This is a genomic window from Klebsiella sp. F11 (assembly GCF_056712265.1).
Genome location: NZ_CM160060.1, coordinates 870,477 through 888,684, shown reverse-complemented (window position 1 = coordinate 888,684; position 18,208 = coordinate 870,477). Strand labels below are relative to the sequence as shown.

At 57.3% G+C, this 18,208-nt stretch carries 20 protein-coding genes; 10 read left to right on the top strand and 10 right to left on the bottom strand.

The window, feature by feature from the left end:
* Nucleotides 1–13 precede the first annotated feature (13 nt).
* The 4 genes from AC1M2H_RS04530 to AC1M2H_RS04515 are packed head-to-tail and all read right to left on the bottom strand — an operon-like array spanning nt 14 to nt 2,424.
* Nucleotides 14–763, bottom strand: coding sequence for an SDR family oxidoreductase (locus AC1M2H_RS04530; protein ID WP_480150457.1), 750 nt, complete (start codon nt 761–763; stop codon nt 14–16).
* Nucleotides 763–1,785, bottom strand: coding sequence for a Rieske 2Fe-2S domain-containing protein (locus AC1M2H_RS04525; RefSeq protein WP_480150456.1), 1,023 nt, complete (start codon nt 1,783–1,785; stop codon nt 763–765). Before AC1M2H_RS04525 ends, AC1M2H_RS04530 begins: the two co-directional genes overlap by 1 nt.
* A 10-nt stretch (nt 1,786–1,795) precedes the next feature.
* Nucleotides 1,796–2,104 (bottom strand): recombinase-like helix-turn-helix domain-containing protein, encoded by a 309-nt coding sequence (locus tag AC1M2H_RS04520; RefSeq protein ID WP_480150455.1) that lies wholly within the window; start codon nt 2,102–2,104, stop codon nt 1,796–1,798.
* A complete protein-coding gene (locus AC1M2H_RS04515) occupies nt 2,101–2,424 on the bottom strand; it encodes a Rieske (2Fe-2S) protein (RefSeq protein ID WP_480150454.1) in 324 nt (107 codons plus the stop codon). Before AC1M2H_RS04515 ends, AC1M2H_RS04520 begins: the two co-directional genes overlap by 4 nt.
* A gap of 426 nt (nt 2,425–2,850) precedes the next feature.
* Here AC1M2H_RS04515 and AC1M2H_RS04510 point away from each other — a divergent pair, with 426 nt between their 5' ends.
* Nucleotides 2,851–4,062: an MFS transporter gene (locus AC1M2H_RS04510; RefSeq protein ID WP_480150453.1), complete on the top strand. Its 1,212-nt coding sequence runs from the start codon at nt 2,851–2,853 to the stop codon at nt 4,060–4,062.
* A 3-nt stretch (nt 4,063–4,065) separates the two neighbouring features.
* Here AC1M2H_RS04510 and speB read toward each other — a convergent pair whose 3' ends face one another.
* The 4 genes from speB to AC1M2H_RS04490 all read right to left on the bottom strand — a co-directional run bounded on the left by speB (nt 4,066) and on the right by AC1M2H_RS04490 (nt 7,545).
* A complete protein-coding gene (gene speB / locus AC1M2H_RS04505; RefSeq protein WP_426812453.1) occupies nt 4,066–4,986 on the bottom strand; it encodes an agmatinase in 921 nt (306 codons plus the stop codon).
* A 204-nt stretch (nt 4,987–5,190) separates the two neighbouring features.
* Nucleotides 5,191–7,167, bottom strand: a complete 1,977-nt coding sequence (gene speA, locus AC1M2H_RS04500) for a biosynthetic arginine decarboxylase (RefSeq protein ID WP_480150452.1) — start codon at nt 7,165–7,167, stop codon at nt 5,191–5,193.
* 8 nt (nt 7,168–7,175) lie between these two features.
* On the bottom strand, nt 7,176–7,307 hold the full coding sequence (yqgB, locus tag AC1M2H_RS04495; protein WP_480150451.1) for an acid stress response protein YqgB: 132 nt from the start codon (nt 7,305–7,307) through the stop codon (nt 7,176–7,178).
* Between the two features lie 88 nt (nt 7,308–7,395).
* Nucleotides 7,396–7,545, bottom strand: coding sequence for a hypothetical protein (locus tag AC1M2H_RS04490; RefSeq protein ID WP_426812450.1), 150 nt, complete (start codon nt 7,543–7,545; stop codon nt 7,396–7,398).
* A gap of 463 nt (nt 7,546–8,008) precedes the next feature.
* Here AC1M2H_RS04490 and metK point away from each other — a divergent pair, with 463 nt between their 5' ends.
* From metK to ruvX, 8 genes are all read left to right on the top strand, one after another.
* A complete protein-coding gene (gene metK, locus AC1M2H_RS04485) occupies nt 8,009–9,163 on the top strand; it encodes a methionine adenosyltransferase (RefSeq protein WP_480150450.1) in 1,155 nt (384 codons plus the stop codon).
* 396 nt (nt 9,164–9,559) lie between these two features.
* Complete coding sequence (locus AC1M2H_RS04480) at nt 9,560–10,954, top strand: sugar porter family MFS transporter (protein WP_426812449.1); 1,395 nt, start codon at nt 9,560–9,562, stop codon at nt 10,952–10,954.
* A 78-nt stretch (nt 10,955–11,032) separates the two neighbouring features.
* Nucleotides 11,033–11,533 carry a SprT family zinc-dependent metalloprotease gene (locus AC1M2H_RS04475; RefSeq protein ID WP_480150449.1) on the top strand — a complete coding sequence of 167 codons (501 nt, stop codon included), beginning with the start codon at nt 11,033–11,035 and terminating at the stop codon, nt 11,531–11,533.
* Nucleotides 11,534–11,627: 94 nt separating this feature from the next.
* Nucleotides 11,628–12,335 (top strand): deoxyribonuclease I, encoded by a 708-nt coding sequence (endA, locus tag AC1M2H_RS04470; protein WP_480150448.1) that lies wholly within the window; start codon nt 11,628–11,630, stop codon nt 12,333–12,335.
* 93 nt (nt 12,336–12,428) lie between these two features.
* Entirely contained in the window at nt 12,429–13,160 is a 732-nt protein-coding gene (gene rsmE, locus AC1M2H_RS04465) for a 16S rRNA (uracil(1498)-N(3))-methyltransferase (protein ID WP_480150447.1), read from the top strand.
* A gap of 20 nt (nt 13,161–13,180) precedes the next feature.
* Nucleotides 13,181–14,128 (top strand): glutathione synthase, encoded by a 948-nt coding sequence (gene gshB / locus AC1M2H_RS04460; RefSeq protein WP_480150446.1) that lies wholly within the window; start codon nt 13,181–13,183, stop codon nt 14,126–14,128.
* Nucleotides 14,129–14,492: 364 nt separating this feature from the next.
* A complete protein-coding gene (locus tag AC1M2H_RS04455; protein WP_480150445.1) occupies nt 14,493–15,056 on the top strand; it encodes a YqgE/AlgH family protein in 564 nt (187 codons plus the stop codon).
* Nucleotides 15,056–15,472 carry a Holliday junction resolvase RuvX gene (gene ruvX / locus AC1M2H_RS04450; RefSeq protein ID WP_426812443.1) on the top strand — a complete coding sequence of 139 codons (417 nt, stop codon included), beginning with the start codon at nt 15,056–15,058 and terminating at the stop codon, nt 15,470–15,472. The genes AC1M2H_RS04455 and ruvX overlap by 1 nt, the downstream gene beginning before the upstream one ends.
* Nucleotides 15,473–15,505: 33 nt before the next feature.
* On the opposite strand, the gene AC1M2H_RS04445 is transcribed toward ruvX, so the two are convergent.
* Together AC1M2H_RS04445 and AC1M2H_RS04440 are read right to left on the bottom strand one after the other, a co-directional pair.
* The gene (locus tag AC1M2H_RS04445; RefSeq protein ID WP_480150444.1) at nt 15,506–16,159 is read right to left on the bottom strand and encodes a LuxR C-terminal-related transcriptional regulator; all 654 of its coding nucleotides are present in this window, start codon (nt 16,157–16,159) and stop codon (nt 15,506–15,508) included.
* A gap of 333 nt (nt 16,160–16,492) precedes the next feature.
* The gene (locus tag AC1M2H_RS04440) at nt 16,493–17,485 is read right to left on the bottom strand and encodes a type IV pilus twitching motility protein PilT (RefSeq protein ID WP_480150443.1); all 993 of its coding nucleotides are present in this window, start codon (nt 17,483–17,485) and stop codon (nt 16,493–16,495) included.
* 16 nt (nt 17,486–17,501) lie between these two features.
* Here AC1M2H_RS04440 and AC1M2H_RS04435 point away from each other — a divergent pair, with 16 nt between their 5' ends.
* Nucleotides 17,502–18,206, top strand: coding sequence for a YggS family pyridoxal phosphate-dependent enzyme (locus AC1M2H_RS04435; RefSeq protein ID WP_480150442.1), 705 nt, complete (start codon nt 17,502–17,504; stop codon nt 18,204–18,206).
* The last annotated feature ends 2 nt before the right edge of the window (nt 18,207–18,208 follow it).

Genomic DNA, 18,208 nt, shown 5'->3' with positions numbered 1-18,208 from the left:
CCGCCTCGCCTCTTTAGTTAAAAACAAATCCGCCGTTGACCGGGATCAGCTGTCCGGTGATAAACCGCGACAGCTCGCTGAGCAGCCACACCACGCTGCCGGTGACATCTTCCGGCTGCTGGGCGCCGCTCAGGGCCCGGCCGTTCTCATACAGCTGATGACGCTCAGCCGGAACGTACTCGGTGGCCTCAACCCGGGTCAGACCCGGCGCGATAGCGTTAATGCGAATGCGCTTCTCGCCGAGCTCCCGCGCCATTGAGCGGGTCATGGCGATCACCGCGCCTTTGCTGGCGACGTAAGCCATCAGGCGCGGCGCGCCCCACAGCGCGGTATCCGACGCCACGTTAACGATCCCGCAGCCTTCACGCAGCAGCGGTACCGCCGCCCGAGTCACCAGCCAGGTGCCCTTGACGTTAACCGACATCACCCGATCCCACAGATCCGGATCGTAATCGATCATATTCTTGCCGCCGACGCCGGTGGCCATCGCGGCGTTATTCACCAGCCCGTCGATGGAGCCCCGTTCGCCAATCGCGCTAAAAACCTGCTCGATTGAGCGCGGATCGGCCAGATCGATAACGTAAGACTCGATGGCAAAACCTTGTTCCCTGAGCCCATGCGCGCTCTCGGCCAGTTCACCCTGCAGGATGTCGCACATCACCACCTTCGCCCCCTGCTCCGCGCAGGCTTTAGCGAAGTGATAGCCCAGCCCGCGCGCGGCGCCGGTCACCACGATGCGTTTACCGTTCAATAATCCGTTCATCAGGCGGCGCCCTGCTGTTCTTCGCGCGCCGCCAGCTGCTCTTTGGCCGCTTTTTGCATCATGCGGCGCAGGCGCGACAGCCCGACGTCGTGCTGATAAAGATATTCGTGGTCGCGAGCGTTCGGCGCCAGGCTCTCCAGCACCACGCGATCCTGCTCCAGGACTTCCCAGTGCAGTTTTTCCAGGCGGTTGCGGTACATAAAGCGCCACATATCGCGCTGCCAGCCCTGCACGCCGCGAATGCGCCAGAAAAAGACCCGGCAGTTGTCGTTATCTTCCGGCACCACCATGCCGACGATAAAGAAGTGCCCGCCCGGCCCAAAACGCTTCTTATAAGGAATGGAGAGGCGCATCCAGCAGGCGCCGCTGTTGCCGAGCTCCACCCAGTCAAAGTTGACGCCGCTCTGCCCTTTCTTCTCAAAGATGAAGCCGGTTTTGGTCGGCTGCAGCACCATTTCCGCTTTGCGCTCGCCTTCCGCCATCGAGTGCGAGGAGGAGTGCAGATAGGTGCCGTGCATCGGGTCCATGACGTTTTCCAGCGCGTACTGATAGTTGCACTTCCACGCGGCGGTGCAGAGGAAGTTGCTGTATTTGTCGCCGTTAGCCAGCTCTTCCGGGAAGCTCAGCTCATCCGGCTGCTGATTCGCCGTGGCGCCAAACCATAAGAAGATCGCCCCGTGCGCTTCCTGAACGCTATAGCTGCGCACGCACTGCTGGCCCACCAGCGGACACTTGTCGACCGCCGGGACATCCTTCACTTCGCCGCTGCCCGCCACTTCCACGCCGTGATACCAGCAGGCGATGCGGTCGCCGAGATTCCAGCCCATCGACAGGCGCGCGCCGCGGTGCGGGCAGCGGTCCTCCAGGGCCTGCACCTGACCGTCCTGGTTACGCCACACCACAATTTGTTCGCCGAGGCGGGTAATGCCTACAGGCGCGGACTGCACTTCCCAGCTTGCCAGCACCGGATACCACAGGCCGCGTAACCCTTTATCGAGATAGTTTTGTACCGTTGTCGTCATCGCTGTGTCCTCAGTATCCGTTTACCTGTAAAAAAGCCTCGAAGCTGGCTTCACTCCACGGTTCGCCCTGCTGGTCGTGCATCCGAAGATCGTTCAGACCGTCCACCAGCTGCGCCAGGCTCTCCGCCCCCTGCTCAAACAGCTCTTCGAGGGTGGCAATCAGCTGCAGCTCCCAGCTCTCCGGCGCGCGGCTGCGGGTCTGCCAGATAAGATTGGCGTAGTCGCCCGGACTGTGGATATTGCCGTTTCCGCCTTCGGCGGGCGGCGTAAACTGGCGGCTTTCCGGCAGCGCCGGGTTGAAGTTCAGGGTTTCGCTCATGCGACGCTCTCCTCGATAAAAGTAATCTGGATCTGATTGTCGAACACCCGCACCGGGTAACGATTGAGGCTACGGCCGCCCGGACCGTGCAGGCATTGACCGGTTTTCACATCAAATACCGCTTCATGCAGCGGACATTCGACCTTGCCATCCTCTACGAAGCCCTGGCTTAACAGCGCGTAGGCGTGGGGACAGACGTCCTCCAGCGCGTAATACTCGCCATCAATCAGATAGATGCCGATCTCTTTACCGTCGATATTGCCGCTAAAAGGGAAATCTTCCTGTACCTGCTCTGCGTCACATACGCCTATCCAGCTCATCACGATCCTCCAGGCTTTGTTTCATATATGAAACTCTGTTTCTTATTTAATACGGTCAATATAAAAGCGTTCAATCTTTCGTCAAGCGTCAATGTGAAGGATTTGTTAACCGATCGTGATTTAATTAGCTAAGTGTGCAATCGATCACGAAAAATTGCGGTAATATGAAATTGTGATATTTAAAACGTGGCGTAAAAATACATTAAGCCGGCGCTTAACTTTTCGAAAATGACTATTGACTTCCTTTCCTGATAATCATTAAAAATGATAAAGCCGCGCCACACAGAGTTTCACCAGTGAAACATTTTTTAATTAATTACTTATAAAACAGTTAGTTTCACCTGTGAATCATTTTACCTGCGTGACTATCACCGTGAATTAAAAATAGCGTCGTTAATTCATAAAAAACCGGGAGAAAAGAATAAAATGACCGCAAGATGGCAGGGAACAATCGCGCTGATGTTGTTAATTATCATTTCTTATATTGACCGGGTGAATATATCCGTGATGATAATTAATCCTGATTTCGCCGCCCACTTTCAGCTAAATGAAAACAGAATGTTACAGGGAATGCTGATGACCTGCTTTCTTGTGGGCTACGGGCTTTCGGCATTACTATTGACTCCGCTGATAGAAAACCGGCTGCACTACCGGCAGGGGCTGCAGATCGGCATCGCTATCTGGGCGGCGGTATGCGCCGTTTCGCCGCTGCTCGGCTCGCTGTTCGGGATGCTGATCGCCCGCGTTATCTTAGGCATCGCGGAAGGGCCGCTGTTTTCACTCAAAACGCGGTTTATCCGCGACAGCTTCGCCGCCGGCGAAGTCGGCAAGCCGAACGCGGTCACCGCGCTCGGGGTCTCGCTGGGGCTGGCGGCGGGCTTTCCGCTGGTCACCTTTTTAATCGAACATCAGGGATGGCAGGGCTCTTTTTACAGCCTGGCCGCGCTCAATCTGCTGCTCGGCGGCGGGCTGATCTGGCGCTTCCTGCCGGCTCCGGCGGCGGCGGCGAAAAAGGAGCGCTCCGGCTTTAAGCGGACCTTTCAGCTGGCCTGGCGGACGCCGCTCCTCGGCTGGATCCTGCTGGTTGAGATCGCCACCCTCAGCTATCTGTGGGGCAGCAGCGCCTGGCTACCGGCCTGGCTGCGCGATGAGCATCACTTCTCGCTACAGGCGACCGGCGTGCTGGCGGCGATCCCCTTTCTGCTCAGCCTTGGCTCAAAATTTCTTGGCGGCGTGCTGCTCGATAAAATGCGTCCCGAGCAGGCTCCGCTGCTGTTTATTAGCGGCGGCTTTCTGACCGCCTGCTCGATACTGGCGCTGATGCTCAGCCATCAGCCGACGTGGCTGGCGCTGTTTATGCTGTCGGCCAATATCTTCTGGGGGCTTCAGGGGGCGGCGATACCGGCGGTGGTGCAGCACCACGCGGAGAAAGAGGCGGTAGGCAGCGCCTACGGAATAATTAACGGTATTGGCAATATCTGCGCGGCGTTTATCCCGCTGCTGATGGGGCTGGTGATGAAGTCGGTGGGATCGGTCAGTTCAGGGTTTTCGGTACTGGTGGCGTCGCAGGTGGTCACCCTGCTTGCCGGAGGCGTACTGCTGCTGCGCATGCGTCGCGCAGCAGCCGTGAGCGCTTAGGGCCTATTCGCCCTTTTTCGCCGCCTGGATATAGAGCATTTCCAGCGCCAGGGTCGCCGCCGCCAGGGCGGTGATCTCGGACTGGTCGTAGGCCGGCGCCACTTCCACCACGTCCATGCCGACGATGTTGAGATCCTTCAGGCCGCGTACCAGCTTGATCGCGCGATCCGAAGTCAGCCCGCCGATCACCGGCGTACCGGTGCCCGGCGCAAACGCCGGATCCAGGCAGTCGATGTCGAAGGTCAGGTAGACCGGCATATCGCCGACGATCTGTTTGATCTGAGCGATAACATCGTCAGCAGTGCGATCGTTCACCTGGCCGGCATCCAGCACGGTAAAGCCGTTGTCTTTATCGAACTCGGTGCGGATCCCGATCTGTACGGAGTGGTTCGGATCGATCAGGCCTTCGTTCGGCGCGGTGTAGAACATGGTGCCGTGGTCAAACTCGCAGCCGTTGGCGTAGGTGTCGGTATGGGCATCGAAATGCACCAGCGCCATTTTACCGAAATGTTTTGCGTGCGCGCGCAGCAGCGGCAGGGTGACGAAGTGGTCGCCGCCGAAGGAGAGCATACGCTTCCCGGCCGCCAGCAGTCTTTCCGCATGCGCCTGCAGCTTCTCGCTCATTTCGCGCGCGTCGCCGAAGGCGTAAACCAGATCGCCGCAGTCGACAACGTTCAGACGCTCGCGCATATCGAAGTTCCACGGGAAGCGGTTGCCTTCCCAGGCCAGATTGGTAGAGACCTGACGAATCGCCGCCGGGCCATGACGCCCGCCCGCGCGACCGGAGGTTGCCGCATCAAAAGGAACGCCGGTGATCACCCAGTCGGCGTCGCTGTCGTACGGCTGGAAGTTCAGCGGCAGACGCAAAAAACCAAACGCGTTAGAGACCAGGGAATTATCGTATTGATGACCTAAAGTGCTCATGGGTGTGACCTCTTTTTACAGGCGATATAGTTAAAAATGCACATAAAAAAACCCCTCCGCGTCGTTAGGCCCGACGAGGAAGGGTTTGAATAGGGTGACTGCTTGTTGGGCGAATTATCGCCGTTAATGCGTGCGGGTTCAAGTCGGTATCGCGTTTGCGTGACCTGATGCCCCCTCCTTACACCAGAGAGGGCCCGGCGCATTTTACTCGTCTTCCAGATAAGTGTAGCCGTACAGGCCGGCTTCAAACTCCTCGAGGAACTGCTGCTGCAGCGCCTCGTCGAGACCGGAGTTTTTCACCTGATCGCGGAACTGGGTCAGCAGCGTGTTCGGGTCCAGCTGCACGTACTGCAGCATATCCGCCACGGTATCCCCTTCATCGGAGAGCTCGACTTCGACGCTGCCGTCAGGGAAGACGAACACGTCCACCGCTTCGGTATCACCGAACAGGTTGTGCATGTTGCCGAGGATCTCCTGGTAAGCGCCGACCATAAAGAAGCCCAGCATCGGCGGGTTCTCAGGATCGTACTCCGGCATCGGCATGGTGGTGGCGATCCCGTCGCCGTCGACGTAGTGATCGATCGCGCCGTCGGAGTCGCAGGTGATATCCAGCAGCACCGCGCGGCGTTCAGGCACCATGTCCAGGCCTTCCAGCGGCATCACCGGGAACAGCTGATCGATGCCCCACGCGTCCGGCATCGACTGGAACAGCGAGAAGTTGACGTAAATTTTATCCGCCATCCGCTCCTGCAGCTCGTCAATGATTGGCCGGTGCGCGCGGTTGCTCGGGTCGAGCTGTTTCTGCACTTCATGGCACATGTTCAGATACAGCTGCTCCGCCCAGGCGCGCTCCTGCAGATTGAATGTGCCGGAAGAGTAGCCGATATGAATATCGTGCAGATCCATCTGGCTATCGTGCAGCCATTCGCGCAGGGAGCGGCGGTTGCCGGTCTCGTGCATCTCTTGCCAGGTTTCCCACATGCTCTGCAGCGGGCGCGCCGCATCTTGCGCAGGCGGGGTCGCCTCGGTGTATTCGTTGCGCTCAACGCCGATAATATTGGAGACCAGCACGGTATGGTGCGCGGTAACCGCACGCCCGGATTCGGTAATCACCGTCGGGTGCGGCAGGCCGTTCTCTTCACAGGCGTCGCCGATCGCCCAGATAATGTTGTTCGCGTACTCGTTGAGGCCGTAGTTCACCGAGCAGTCGGACTGCGAGCGGGTACCCTCGTAGTCCACGCCCAGGCCGCCGCCGACGTCAAAGCACTGAATATTGACGCCCAGCTTGTGCAGCTCGACGTAGAAGCGCGCCGATTCGCGCACGCCGGTGGCGATATCGCGAATGTTGGCCATCTGCGAGCCGAGGTGGAAGTGCAGCAGCTGCAGGCTTTCCAGATGCCCCGCCGCGCGCAGAATCTCAACCAGCTGCAGAACCTGCGTCGCCGCGAGGCCGAACTTGGATTTCTCGCCGCCGGAGGACTGCCATTTACCGGAGCCCTGCGAGGCTAAACGCGCGCGGACGCCAAGACGCGGCACCACGTTCAGGCGCTCGGCCTCTTCCAGCACGATGGCGATTTCCGACATCTTTTCGATGACCAGATAGACCTTGTGGCCCATCTTTTCGCCCACCAGCGCCAGGCGGATATATTCACGGTCTTTATAGCCGTTACAGACGATCACGCTGCGGGTCATGCCGGCATGCGCCAGCACCGCCATCAGCTCGGCCTTTGAGCCCGCTTCGAGGCCCAGCGGCTCGCCGGAGTGGATCAGCGACTCGATCACCCGGCGATGCTGGTTAACCTTGATCGGGTAAACCAGGAAGTAGTCGCCGTTATAGCCATAAGACTCGCGCGCGCGCTTGAAGGCGGCGTTAATCGAGCGCAGGCGATGCTGCAGGATCTGCGGGAAGCAAAACAGCGCAGGCAGGCGCTGCCCTTGCGCTTCGCGCGCTTTGACTAATTCGGCAAGGTCGACGCGCGCTTCCGGTACGTCAGGATCCGGGCAAACGCTGATATGGCCCAGTTCGTTGACGTCGTAGTAGTTATTACCCCACCAGGCAATATTATAAGTACGTAGCATTTTGCTAGCTTCCTGGGAGCTCATCGCCACCTCCTGCATAGAACGTAGTACACCGTGTTCGCCTGCTGACGAAGGCGAAACCATAGACATGTCGTCAGACATAGCGAACCTCAATTTTTAGTAATAAGTGTAAGACAGTTAACCACTATCGCAGTCCAAAGACGCGATAACAACCCATGAACAGTCCTAAACCCCAGCAGATAGTGCTGGCGCTGCGGCTGCGCGACCGGTTTCTTCTTCATATGATAATAAAACACGTACCCGAACCTAGTGTGACAGTCCGGAGAAACCACGAGAAAACTCTTGCGATAGCGGCAAGAGAGCCCTTGTTCAGTTTTCTGACGACCTTCCGGCCCTGGAATCCTGAGAAGCGCCGAAATGGGTAGAACATCGGCAGGTATGCATGAAAGAGATGCAGATTGCGGGATAGTGACGCGCGACGGAACGACGCGACGAATCAGGTGAAAAACGTGGGTTCATTATCTGGTATCACCTCCACGCTGCCCCGAAACGGGCCAGCGACAAGCCAAAGCTATCTACCTGGCAGCAGGCGCAAGGGCCGCTGCGGGATTCTGTTAACACAGAGTGCTTAACCCGGCTGGAAGTGGCGTCACGAGGTACTCTTCGTGCGCTGTCATAATGAGCCGCGCGCGGCGTTTTATACCGATAAGCAGGCTAAAATGCAAAATAAAAATATGCGTGTTGCCGCGTCTGGCAGGAAAAATTTCCACCGACTATTGCGCATAAATGCGATGCGCATCAAAAAAGTCTGGAAATGGGATTAAGATTTGACCTAAAATAGCCGTCCAGAAGTTAATCCGTCTATACTGATTAACACTCAGACTGCTCGTGTCACTACCTGCAAGCTTTGGTAGAGTCGTCTAACAAAGCCTCTCCACACAACAGTATGAGCTATACGAATACTCCACAGGTAAAATAAAACATGGCAAAACACCTCTTTACGTCCGAGTCCGTATCAGAAGGGCATCCAGACAAAATTGCTGACCAAATCTCCGATGCCGTGCTTGACGCGATCCTTGAACAGGATCCGAAAGCCCGCGTCGCGTGTGAAACCTACGTCAAAACCGGCATGGTTCTGGTTGGCGGTGAAATCACCACCAGCGCATGGGTTGATATCGAAGAGATCACCCGTAATACGGTTCGTGAAATTGGCTACGTGCATTCCGATATGGGCTTTGACGCCAACTCCTGCGCCGTGCTGAGCGCCATCGGCAAGCAGTCCCCGGACATCAACCAGGGCGTTGACCGTGCCGATCCGCTGGAGCAGGGCGCCGGCGACCAGGGCCTGATGTTTGGCTACGCCACCAACGAAACCGACGTGCTGATGCCGGCGCCGATCACCTACGCCCACCGTCTGGTGCAGCGTCAAGCTGAAGTACGTAAAAACGGCACCCTGCCGTGGCTGCGTCCGGATGCGAAGAGCCAGGTGACCTTCCAGTATGACGACGGCAAGATCGTCGGCATCGATGCGGTGGTGCTGTCGACTCAGCACGCGGAAGATATCGATCAGAAATCGCTGCAGGAAGCGGTGATGGAAGAGATCATCAAGCCGGTTCTGCCGACCGAATGGCTGAACAGCGCCACTAAATTCTTTATCAACCCGACCGGCCGCTTCGTTATCGGCGGCCCGATGGGCGACTGCGGCCTGACCGGACGTAAAATCATCGTTGATACCTACGGCGGCATGGCTCGTCACGGCGGCGGCGCGTTCTCCGGTAAGGATCCGTCGAAAGTTGACCGTTCCGCGGCCTACGCGGCCCGCTATGTGGCGAAAAACATCGTTGCCGCAGGCCTCGCCGACCGCTGTGAGATTCAGGTTTCCTACGCAATCGGCGTGGCTGAACCGACCTCTATCATGGTTGAAACCTTCGGCACCGAAAAAATTGCTTCCGAGCAGTTGACCCTGCTGGTGCGCGAATTCTTCGACCTGCGTCCGTACGGCCTGATCCAGATGCTGGATCTGCTGCACCCAATCTACAGAGAAACCGCAGCATACGGTCACTTTGGTCGCGAACATTTCCCATGGGAAAAAACCGACAAAGCCGCCCTGCTGCGCGAAGCTGCCGGTCTGAAATAACTAACCCGCACGCTGTACCGTTTCAAAGGCCAGCTTCGCGCTGGCCTTTTTCTTGCGCTCAACTCCTCGCTTCCCCTCATCCTGTCGCCATCCGCTCCCGCACGGTAAAAACAATGAAAGCGATTACATAAGGATAATCGCCACTCTTTAGCGCTAACGTAGCGTAAATGAAACATTAAAGCACAATGTTACATAACATTTCAGGCTAGTCTGATTTGCGTTTTTTACCTCATAGACTAAAATTAATCATCATATTGATTTACATGAATATTTATTGATTACGTTTCTTTACTTTGGTGTAAGCGATTACACAGTCGTGATTGCAATCACATTTTTTTGCCACGCGCTCCCCTACTCTAAGCATCGACAGAATCAATAACTCAACTGGAGGGCGTTATGCCTGACAACAAAAAACAAGGGCGCTCGAACAAAACGATGACGTTCTTTGTCTGTTTCCTCGCCGCACTGGCCGGCCTGCTTTTCGGTCTTGATATCGGCGTCATTGCGGGTGCCCTGCCCTTTATTGCCAAAGAGTTCCAGATTAGCGCTCACACTCAGGAATGGGTGGTGAGCACCATGATGTTCGGCGCCGCCGTCGGCGCGGTCGGCAGCGGCTGGCTCTCCTTCAAGCTCGGCCGGAAGAAAAGCCTGATGATCGGCGCTATCCTGTTCGTTGTCGGCTCCCTGTGCTCCGCCGCCGCGCCGAACGTTGAGGTGCTGCTGATTTCCCGCGTGCTGCTCGGCCTGGCGGTGGGCGTCGCCTCCTATACCGCCCCGCTGTACCTCTCCGAAATCGCCCCGGAGAAAATTCGCGGCAGCATGATCTCGATGTATCAGCTGATGATCACCATCGGTATTCTCGGCGCCTATCTGTCGGATACCGCGTTCAGCTACAGCGGCGCATGGCGCTGGATGCTCGGGGTGATTATCATCCCGGCCGTCCTGCTGCTGATTGGCGTTTTCTTCCTGCCGGACAGCCCGCGCTGGTTTGCCGCCAAACGCCGCTTTATCGATGCCGAACGCGTGCTGCTGCGCCTGCGCGATACCAGCGCGGAAGCCAAACGCGAGCTCGATGAAATCCGCGAAAGCCTGAAGGTCAAACAGTCCGGCTGGGAGCTGTTTAAAGAGAACAGCAACTTCCGCCGCGCGGTGTTCCTCGGCATTCTGCTGCAGGTGATGCAGCAGTTCACCGGGATGAACGTCATCATGTACTATGCGCCAAAGATCTTTGAGCTGGCGGGCTACGCCAACACCACCGAGCAGATGTGGGGCACGGTTATCGTCGGCCTGACCAACGTGCTGGCGACCTTTATCGCCATCGGCCTGGTGGACCGCTGGGGCCGGAAGCCAACGCTGATCCTCGGCTTTATCGTCATGGCCGTCGGCATGGGCGTGCTGGGCAGCATGATGCATATCGGCATCCACTCCACGACCGCGCAGTACTTCTCCGTGCTGATGCTGCTGATGTTTATCGTCGGCTTCGCTATGAGCGCTGGCCCGCTGATTTGGGTGCTGTGTTCAGAGATTCAGCCGCTGAAGGGCCGCGATTTCGGCATCACCTGCTCCACGGCCACCAACTGGATCGCTAACATGATCGTCGGTGCGACCTTCCTGACCATGCTGAATTCGCTGGGCAGCGCGAACACCTTCTGGGTCTATGGCGGCCTGAATATTCTGTTCATCTTCCTGACCCTGTGGCTTATTCCGGAAACCAAAAACGTTTCGCTGGAACACATCGAACGTAACCTGATGCAGGGCCGCCCGCTGCGTGAAATCGGCGCTCGCGACTAGCCATCACCGCGTTTCCTCCCCTCGCGGGAGGAAGCTTCTTCTTGCTCTCCTCTCCTCGCCGCACTATCCTCTGGCGCTATGAAGACACCCCGAATTCCCATCGCTACGCAGCAGGCCGTGATGCGCAGCCTGCGGGAAAAACTCGCCCTCGCGAACCTCAAGCTTGAGCGCCGCTATCCGGAACCCGCGCTGGTCTATCAGCAGCGGGGAACCTCCGCCGGCACCGCCTGGCTAGAAAAGAACGAAATTCGCCTCAACCCGGTACTGCTGCTGGAAAATCAGCAGGCGTTTATCGATGAGGTGGTGCCGCACGAGCTGGCGCATCTGCTGGTGTGGCAACACTTCGGCCGCGTGGCGCCGCACGGCAAAGAGTGGAAGTGGATGATGGAAAGCGTGCTGGGCGTGCCGGCGCAGCGCACCCACCGCTTCGAGCTGGATTCCGTGCGCCAGAATACCTTCCCCTACCGCTGCCGCTGCCAGCAGCATCAGCTTACCGTTCGCCGTCACAATCGCGTGACCCGCGGGGAAGCCACCTACCGCTGTGTTCGCTGCGGCGATCTGCTGGTCGCGGAAGAGTAAATATCGGGTATAACTGGAAATTTTCTGATCTGACTGATTGCATCTGACAATCGCATTCGCTACGTTGCGGGCTCGTTTTGACACGGAGTTCACGATGTCCCGTACGCATATTTTTGCCGCAGCGTTGCTGGCTGCGGCCTGTAGCGGTCAGGCTATGGCCGAAGGAATCCACAGTTTTTCCCAGGCAAAAGCCGCCGGAGTGAAGGTTAACGCCGATGCCCCCGGCGACTTCTACTGCGGCTGCAAAATCGACTGGCAGGGTAAAAAAGGCGTTATCAATCTGCAATCCTGCGGCTATAAGGTGCGTAAAAACGAAAACCGCGCCGGCCGCGTCGAGTGGGAGCACGTCGTCCCGGCGTGGCAGTTTGGCCACCAGCGCCGGTGCTGGCAGGACGGCGGGCGTAAAAACTGCGCCAAAGATCCGGTTTACCGCCGGATGGAAAGCGATATGCACAACCTGCAGCCGGCAGTCGGCGAGGTCAACGGCGACCGCGCTAACTATATGTACAGCCAGTGGAACGGCGGCGAAGGCCAGTACGGCCAGTGCGCGATGAAGGTCGATTTTAAAGATAAAGTCGCCGAGCCGCCGGCGCGCGCCCGCGGGGCAATTGCGCGAACCTACTTCTATATGCGCGATAGCTATCAGCTCACCCTTTCCCGCCAGCAGACCCAGCTATTTACCGCCTGGAATAAGACTTACCCGGTCACAAGCTGGGAGTGCGAACGCGATGAGCGGATCGCTAAAGTTCAGGGCAACCACAATCCTTACGTCCAGCAGGCTTGCCAGGCGCAAAAGAGCTAACCTACACTAGCGGCAATTGTTAATTTGCAGGTCCCGCTATTCTCCCGCGACGGCGAGGAAGAGAGGACCTGCGCGAAGAACGGAATAACAAGCATGCGCACTCCCCGCATCCACCACCCCGAGCCGATTGTCGTCGGTAGCCGGATAGCTCTTTGCGACGACGCGGCGAACCACGTTGGCCGCGTATTGCGAATGAGCAAAGGCCAGGCCATTCAGCTTTTTGACGGTAGCAATCAGGTATTTGATGCCACTATCGTCGACGCGGGCAAGAAAAACGTGACGGTTGAGATCGTCAGCGGCGAGCGCGACGATCGCGAATCGCCGCTGCATATTCACCTTGGCCAGGTGATGTCGCGCGGTGAAAAGATGGAATTCACCATCCAGAAATCGATCGAGCTCGGAGTAAGCCTCATTACGCCACTGTTTTCCGAGCGCTGCGGCGTTAAACTGGATGCCGAACGCTTGCAGAAGAAGATCCAGCAGTGGCAAAAAATCGCCATCGCCGCCTGCGAGCAGAGCGGCCGCAACGTGGTGCCAGAGATTCGTCCGGCCATGCAGCTGGAGGCCTGGTGCGCGGAGCAGGATGATAGCCTGAAGCTGAACCTGCATCCTCGCGCCAGCGCCAGCATCAACACGCTGCCGCTGCCGGTGGAGCGTATTCGGCTGCTGATTGGCCCTGAAGGGGGGCTGTCGGCGGAAGAGATCGCGATGACCGCTCGTTACCGGTTTACTGATATTCTGTTGGGACCGCGCGTTCTGCGTACAGAGACAACTGCGCTAACCGCCATTACCGCGCTACAGGTGCGTTTTGGCGACTTAGGTTGAAGCGTTAACGGAGAATAATAATGATCAAGCTCGGCATCGTGATGGACCCCATCGCAACCATCAACATCAAGAAAGACACCAGCTTCGCCATGCTGCTGGAAGCCCAGCGTCGTGGCTACGAACTCCACTATATGGAGATGAACGACCTGTACTTAATCAACGGCGAGGCCCGCGCCCGTACGCGCACGCTGAGCGTTGAGCAGAACTACGACAAGTGGTACGAGTTCAGCGGCGAGCAGGATCTGCCGCTGGCGGATCTCGACGTAATTCTGATGCGTAAGGATCCGCCGTTCGATACCGAGTTCATTTACGCCACCTATATTCTGGAACGCGCCGAAGATAAGGGCACGCTTATCGTCAACAAGCCGCAGAGCCTGCGCGACTGTAACGAAAAGCTGTTTACCGCCTGGTTTGCCGACCTGACGCCGGAGACGCTGGTCACCCGCAACAAGGCGCAGCTGAAAGCCTTCTGGGAAAAGCACGGCGATATTATTCTCAAGCCGCTGGACGGCATGGGCGGTTCCTCTATTTTCCGCGTGAAAGAGGGCGATCCTAACCTGCCGGTGATCGCGGAAACGCTGACCGATCTGGGCAGCCGCTACTGCATGGCGCAAAACTATCTGCCGGCCATTAAGGACGGCGATAAGCGCGTGCTGGTGGTCGACGGCGAGCCGGTTCCCTGGTGCCTGGCGCGTATTCCGCAGGGCGGAGAGACGCGCGGTAACCTCGCCGCCGGCGGCCGCGGCGAAGCGCGCCCGCTGACCGAGAGCGATTGGGCGATTGCACGCCGCGTCGGCCCAACGCTGAAGGCCAAGGGCCTGATTTTCGTCGGTCTGGATATTATCGGCGATCGCCTGACGGAAATTAACGTCACCAGCCCAACCTGCGTGCGCGAGATTGAGGCCGCCTTCCCGGTCTCCATCACCGGGATGCTGATGGACGCCATCGAGAAGCGCATAGCTAAGTAATCCCGGGGCTCACGGATGAGCCGGTTGAAAACGCAGCGTCCTTGTTGCATCCGGAACCGGCCAGCTTGCTTCCACTAAAGCTTAAGAGTAAAGGGGCCAACGCCCTTTTATTCTTTGCTCTTAACTCTTAGCTCTTCGCTTTTTTACCTTTCTCCCTTCGAGCCGATAGATTCAACGAAAGATTTCGCGCTACGGGAAGGCGGCAACGCAGCGAGCGCCCGGGAGCATAGTTTACTATGTGACCGGGGCGAGCGAGGAAGCCAACGCGCCCGTAGCGTGAAAGATAAAGTTGAATCGACAGGGCGGCACTTTGCCCGCATACTGAATGCTGCTTTTTGAACCACCAGGAACAGAACCTCTGACAATGAATTTACAGCATCACTTTCTGATTGCCATGCCGGCCCTTCAGGACCCCATATTCCGCCGCTCCGTGGTTTACATCTGCGAGTACAACGATGACGGTGCGATGGGTATCATTATCAATAAACCGCTGGAAAATCTGCAGGTTGACGGGATTCTGGAAAAGCTGAAAATTGTCGCCGAGCCGCGCAATCCCGATATTCGCCTCGATAAGCCAGTCATGCTTGGCGGCCCGCTGGCGGAAGATCGCGGCTTTATTCTGCACTCGCCGCCCTCTGATTTCTCTTCCAGTATCCGTATTTCCGACAATACCGTGATCACCACGTCGCGGGACGTGCTGGAAACCCTCGGTACCGATAAACAGCCGAGCAACGTGCTGGTCGCGCTGGGCTACGCCTCCTGGGAGAAGGGGCAGTTGGAGCAGGAGCTGCTTGATAACGCCTGGCTCACCGCCCCGGCGGATCAGAATATTTTGTTTAAAACGCCGATTGCCGATCGCTGGCGCGAAGCGGCAAAGCTGATTGGGATCGATATTGTGACGATGCCCGGCGTTGCGGGGCACGCGTAATGAGCGGAACCTTACTGGGCTTTGATTTTGGCACCAAAAGCATCGGCGTCGCGGTTGGGCAACGCATTACCGGCACCGCCCGCCCTCTCCCGGCGCTAAAAGCGCAGGACGGGAAGCCGGACTGGAACGTTATCGAAAAGCTGCTGAAAGAGTGGCAGCCGGAAGCCGTTATCGTCGGCCTGCCGCTGAATATGGACGGCACCGAACAGCCGCTAACCGCGCGCGCGCGCAACTTCGCCAATAAAATTCACGGCCGCTTTGGGGTACAGATTACCCTACACGATGAGCGCCTGAGCACAGTGGAGGCCCGCGCCGGGCTTTTCGAGCACGGCGGATTCCGCGCCCTGAATAAAGGCAGCATCGACTCGGCCTCGGCGGTGGTTATTCTGGAAAGCTACTTCGAGCAGGGTTTTTAAGCCCGCCGAAGCCGGTGCCATCATCGTGATAACCTAGTGACGGAGATGTTCGTTAGCCCAGCTCACCGCCTGGGTACGATTCTTCACGCTCAGCTTGCGAAAGACGTTATACAGATGAGTGCGCACCGTATTTTCACTAATGAACAGCGCCCGGGCGATATCCATATTCGTCGCACCGCAGCGCAGCTCGTTTAAGATCTCACATTCCCGCTCAGTCAGCGGAGAGCTTTCCGTCGGTACCGATGCATGATTCGCCGCGTACATCGCAGGATGCATCACGCTCAGCTCGGCCGTCTGTTCGCCCTTCAGCACGGCCTTAACGCCCTCAATTAAACGCGATGCGTCATCGTCATGGCGGAAGACGCCGTAGAGCGCGGGCCACTGCGCCATCTCATAGAGCTCATACTTTTGCGCGCTGTTGATAATCAGCAGTCGCGGATTCTCGGCGTGCGTTCGAATAATATCCCGCCACACTCCGTTCAGCTTTTTATTCGCTACGGCAATATCAAATAATATTACGCAGTCCTTCGCCAGGCGCTGCGTCAGGGGCTTATTGATATTATGCAGGGTAACTGCCATCGATAAGGTTTCTGCCAATCCGCTGACAAAGGACTTACTCTGAATCGACGGGTGAGTAATAAAGACAACCTGACGAGAATGAGAATAGTCACCTGATAAATTAATCACTTAAAACTCTCCTTAGCGCGCACCCACCATCATGGTGGTTAAATGAATTAAAACAAAAAATCACATACTCATTAATAAATTGAAGTAAACTTACATATCAAAACAATATATTATGGGAATCATCCCATCCCCACAAACAGCATAATGTGAATTCATTAAAAGTGTCAAAAGGTAATCTAAACTTTTTCCCGTTTCTGCGAGGATAATACCAAATAAAATCCCTGCAGCTCATTATTCTGACGTTGTCATTTACTCTTACCTATATTTAAAATCAATTTCAAAGAACATTAATAAAACATTACGATAACAATAAGCTGCCCCGATAACTGAATATTAAATCGACGGCTGCAGGCGACCTGATAACACACGCTGTTGAAAACTTTGCGTAAAAGTCTGCATTCCGCTCTGCTGTCCGGTCTGCATAACGCCGGGCAGCTGATGGGTTTTCCCTTCGCGGATCAAATTTGCCACCGCCGGGGTATTTACCAAAAGCTCGAATAGCGCAACTCTACCGCCGGATATATCCGGCAATAATTTTTGCGCCAGCACGGCGCATAAGCTTCCCGCCAGCTGGCTGCGAACCTGCTCTTTTTCCTGCGCAGGAAAAACGTCAACCAAACGCTCAACCGCCTGCGCGGCGCCGCGGGTATGCAGCGTGGCCATCACCAGGTGCCCGGTCTCCGCCGCCGTCAGCGCCAGACGGATGGTCTCGCTGTCGCGCAGCTCGCCCAGCAAAATAACGTCCGGGTCCTGGCGCAGCGCCACCCGCAGCGCCGCGGCAAACGACGGCGCGTGGCGGCCAATTTCGCGCTGCTGAACCAGGCACCGTTCGCTGCCATGAACAAACTCCACCGGATCTTCAAGGGTCAGAATATGGCCATCGAGGCGCTGATTGAGATAGCCCACCATCGCCGCGAGGGTGGTCGATTTACCGCTGCCGGTGGCGCCGGTGACGAGGATCAGCCCGCTCTCTTCATTGAGCAGCTCGGCCAGCGCGGCGGGGACGCACAGCTCATCAAGCCGCGGGCAGGCCTCCGGCAGCAGGCGCAGCGCCAGCGATAGCCCGCGCGTGTGGGCAAATGCGCTGGCGCGAAGGCGCGGCCCGCCGGGTAGCGCCAGCGCAAAATCAACCTGCCCGCTGGCCTGCCACTGGGCCTGCTGCTCATCGTTGAGCCACTGCGCGAGTATTTTGCCGATCTCCGGCGAGGTGAAGGGCGCGGGCTCCAGCCTCCCCTGACGACGCCAGCGCGCCGCCGAGGCGTTGCACAGGTGTAGATCGGAGACGTTATGCTTTACACTAAGGGCCACGATTTCTTCCAGCTCCATAACTCATCCTCGGAATATGAACGATATTGCGCATAACCTGGCACAGGTCCGGGACAAAATCTCAGGCGCTGTCGCCCGCTGCGGCCGCTCACCAGAAGAAGTTACGCTGCTTGCAGTGAGTAAAACCAAACCTGCGAGCGCGGTCGAAGAAGCGGTGGCTGCAGGTCAGGTAGCTTTCGGTGAAAACTACGTGCAGGAAGGGGTGGAGAAAATTCGCCACTTTCAGGATGCCGGGGTTCACCATCTGCAGTGGCACTTTATTGGTCCGCTGCAGTCGAACAAAAGCCGTCTGGTGGCAGAGCATTTCGACTGGTGCCACACCGTCGACCGGCTGAAGATCGCCGCCCGGCTTAGCGAGCAGCGTCCGGCGCATCTGCCGCCGCTTAACGTGTTGATTCAAATTAATATCAGCGACGAGCACAGCAAATCAGGCATTCCGCCTGAGGCGCTCGATGCACTAGCGGCAGAGATCGACGCCCTGCCGAATCTGCGGCTGCGCGGGTTAATGGCCATTCCGGCCCCCGAGTCAGAATATGTAAGGCAGTTTGCCGTCGCCCAACAAATGGCGGTAGCATTTGCGCGACTTAAGGCGCACTACCCTGCGGTCGATACGTTGTCTCTGGGAATGTCGGATGATATGGAAGCCGCTATCGCGGCGGGAAGCACTATGGTGCGCATCGGGACCGCAATCTTCGGTGCGCGCGACTACAGCAAAAATTAAGG

Bases quoted from the DNA above. Each gene is read 5' to 3' on its own strand.
- AC1M2H_RS04530 (WP_480150457.1), bottom strand. From the start codon at position 763: ATGAACGGATTATTGAACGGTAAACGCATCGTGGTGACCGGCGCCGCG.
- AC1M2H_RS04525 (WP_480150456.1), bottom strand. From the start codon at position 1,785: ATGACGACAACGGTACAAAACTATCTCGATAAAGGGTTACGCGGCCTG.
- AC1M2H_RS04520 (WP_480150455.1), bottom strand. From the start codon at position 2,104: ATGAGCGAAACCCTGAACTTCAACCCGGCGCTGCCGGAAAGCCGCCAG.
- AC1M2H_RS04515 (WP_480150454.1), bottom strand. From the start codon at position 2,424: ATGAGCTGGATAGGCGTATGTGACGCAGAGCAGGTACAGGAAGATTTC.
- AC1M2H_RS04510 (WP_480150453.1), top strand. From the start codon at position 2,851: ATGACCGCAAGATGGCAGGGAACAATCGCGCTGATGTTGTTAATTATC.
- speB (WP_426812453.1), bottom strand. From the start codon at position 4,986: ATGAGCACTTTAGGTCATCAATACGATAATTCCCTGGTCTCTAACGCG.
- speA (WP_480150452.1), bottom strand. From the start codon at position 7,167: ATGTCTGACGACATGTCTATGGTTTCGCCTTCGTCAGCAGGCGAACAC.
- yqgB (WP_480150451.1), bottom strand. From the start codon at position 7,307: ATGAAGAAGAAACCGGTCGCGCAGCCGCAGCGCCAGCACTATCTGCTG.
- AC1M2H_RS04490 (WP_426812450.1), bottom strand. From the start codon at position 7,545: ATGAACCCACGTTTTTCACCTGATTCGTCGCGTCGTTCCGTCGCGCGT.
- metK (WP_480150450.1), top strand. From the start codon at position 8,009: ATGGCAAAACACCTCTTTACGTCCGAGTCCGTATCAGAAGGGCATCCA.
- AC1M2H_RS04480 (WP_426812449.1), top strand. From the start codon at position 9,560: ATGCCTGACAACAAAAAACAAGGGCGCTCGAACAAAACGATGACGTTC.
- AC1M2H_RS04475 (WP_480150449.1), top strand. From the start codon at position 11,033: ATGAAGACACCCCGAATTCCCATCGCTACGCAGCAGGCCGTGATGCGC.
- endA (WP_480150448.1), top strand. From the start codon at position 11,628: ATGTCCCGTACGCATATTTTTGCCGCAGCGTTGCTGGCTGCGGCCTGT.
- rsmE (WP_480150447.1), top strand. From the start codon at position 12,429: ATGCGCACTCCCCGCATCCACCACCCCGAGCCGATTGTCGTCGGTAGC.
- gshB (WP_480150446.1), top strand. From the start codon at position 13,181: ATGATCAAGCTCGGCATCGTGATGGACCCCATCGCAACCATCAACATC.
- AC1M2H_RS04455 (WP_480150445.1), top strand. From the start codon at position 14,493: ATGAATTTACAGCATCACTTTCTGATTGCCATGCCGGCCCTTCAGGAC.
- ruvX (WP_426812443.1), top strand. From the start codon at position 15,056: ATGAGCGGAACCTTACTGGGCTTTGATTTTGGCACCAAAAGCATCGGC.
- AC1M2H_RS04440 (WP_480150443.1), bottom strand. From the start codon at position 17,485: ATGGAGCTGGAAGAAATCGTGGCCCTTAGTGTAAAGCATAACGTCTCC.
- AC1M2H_RS04435 (WP_480150442.1), top strand. From the start codon at position 17,502: ATGAACGATATTGCGCATAACCTGGCACAGGTCCGGGACAAAATCTCA.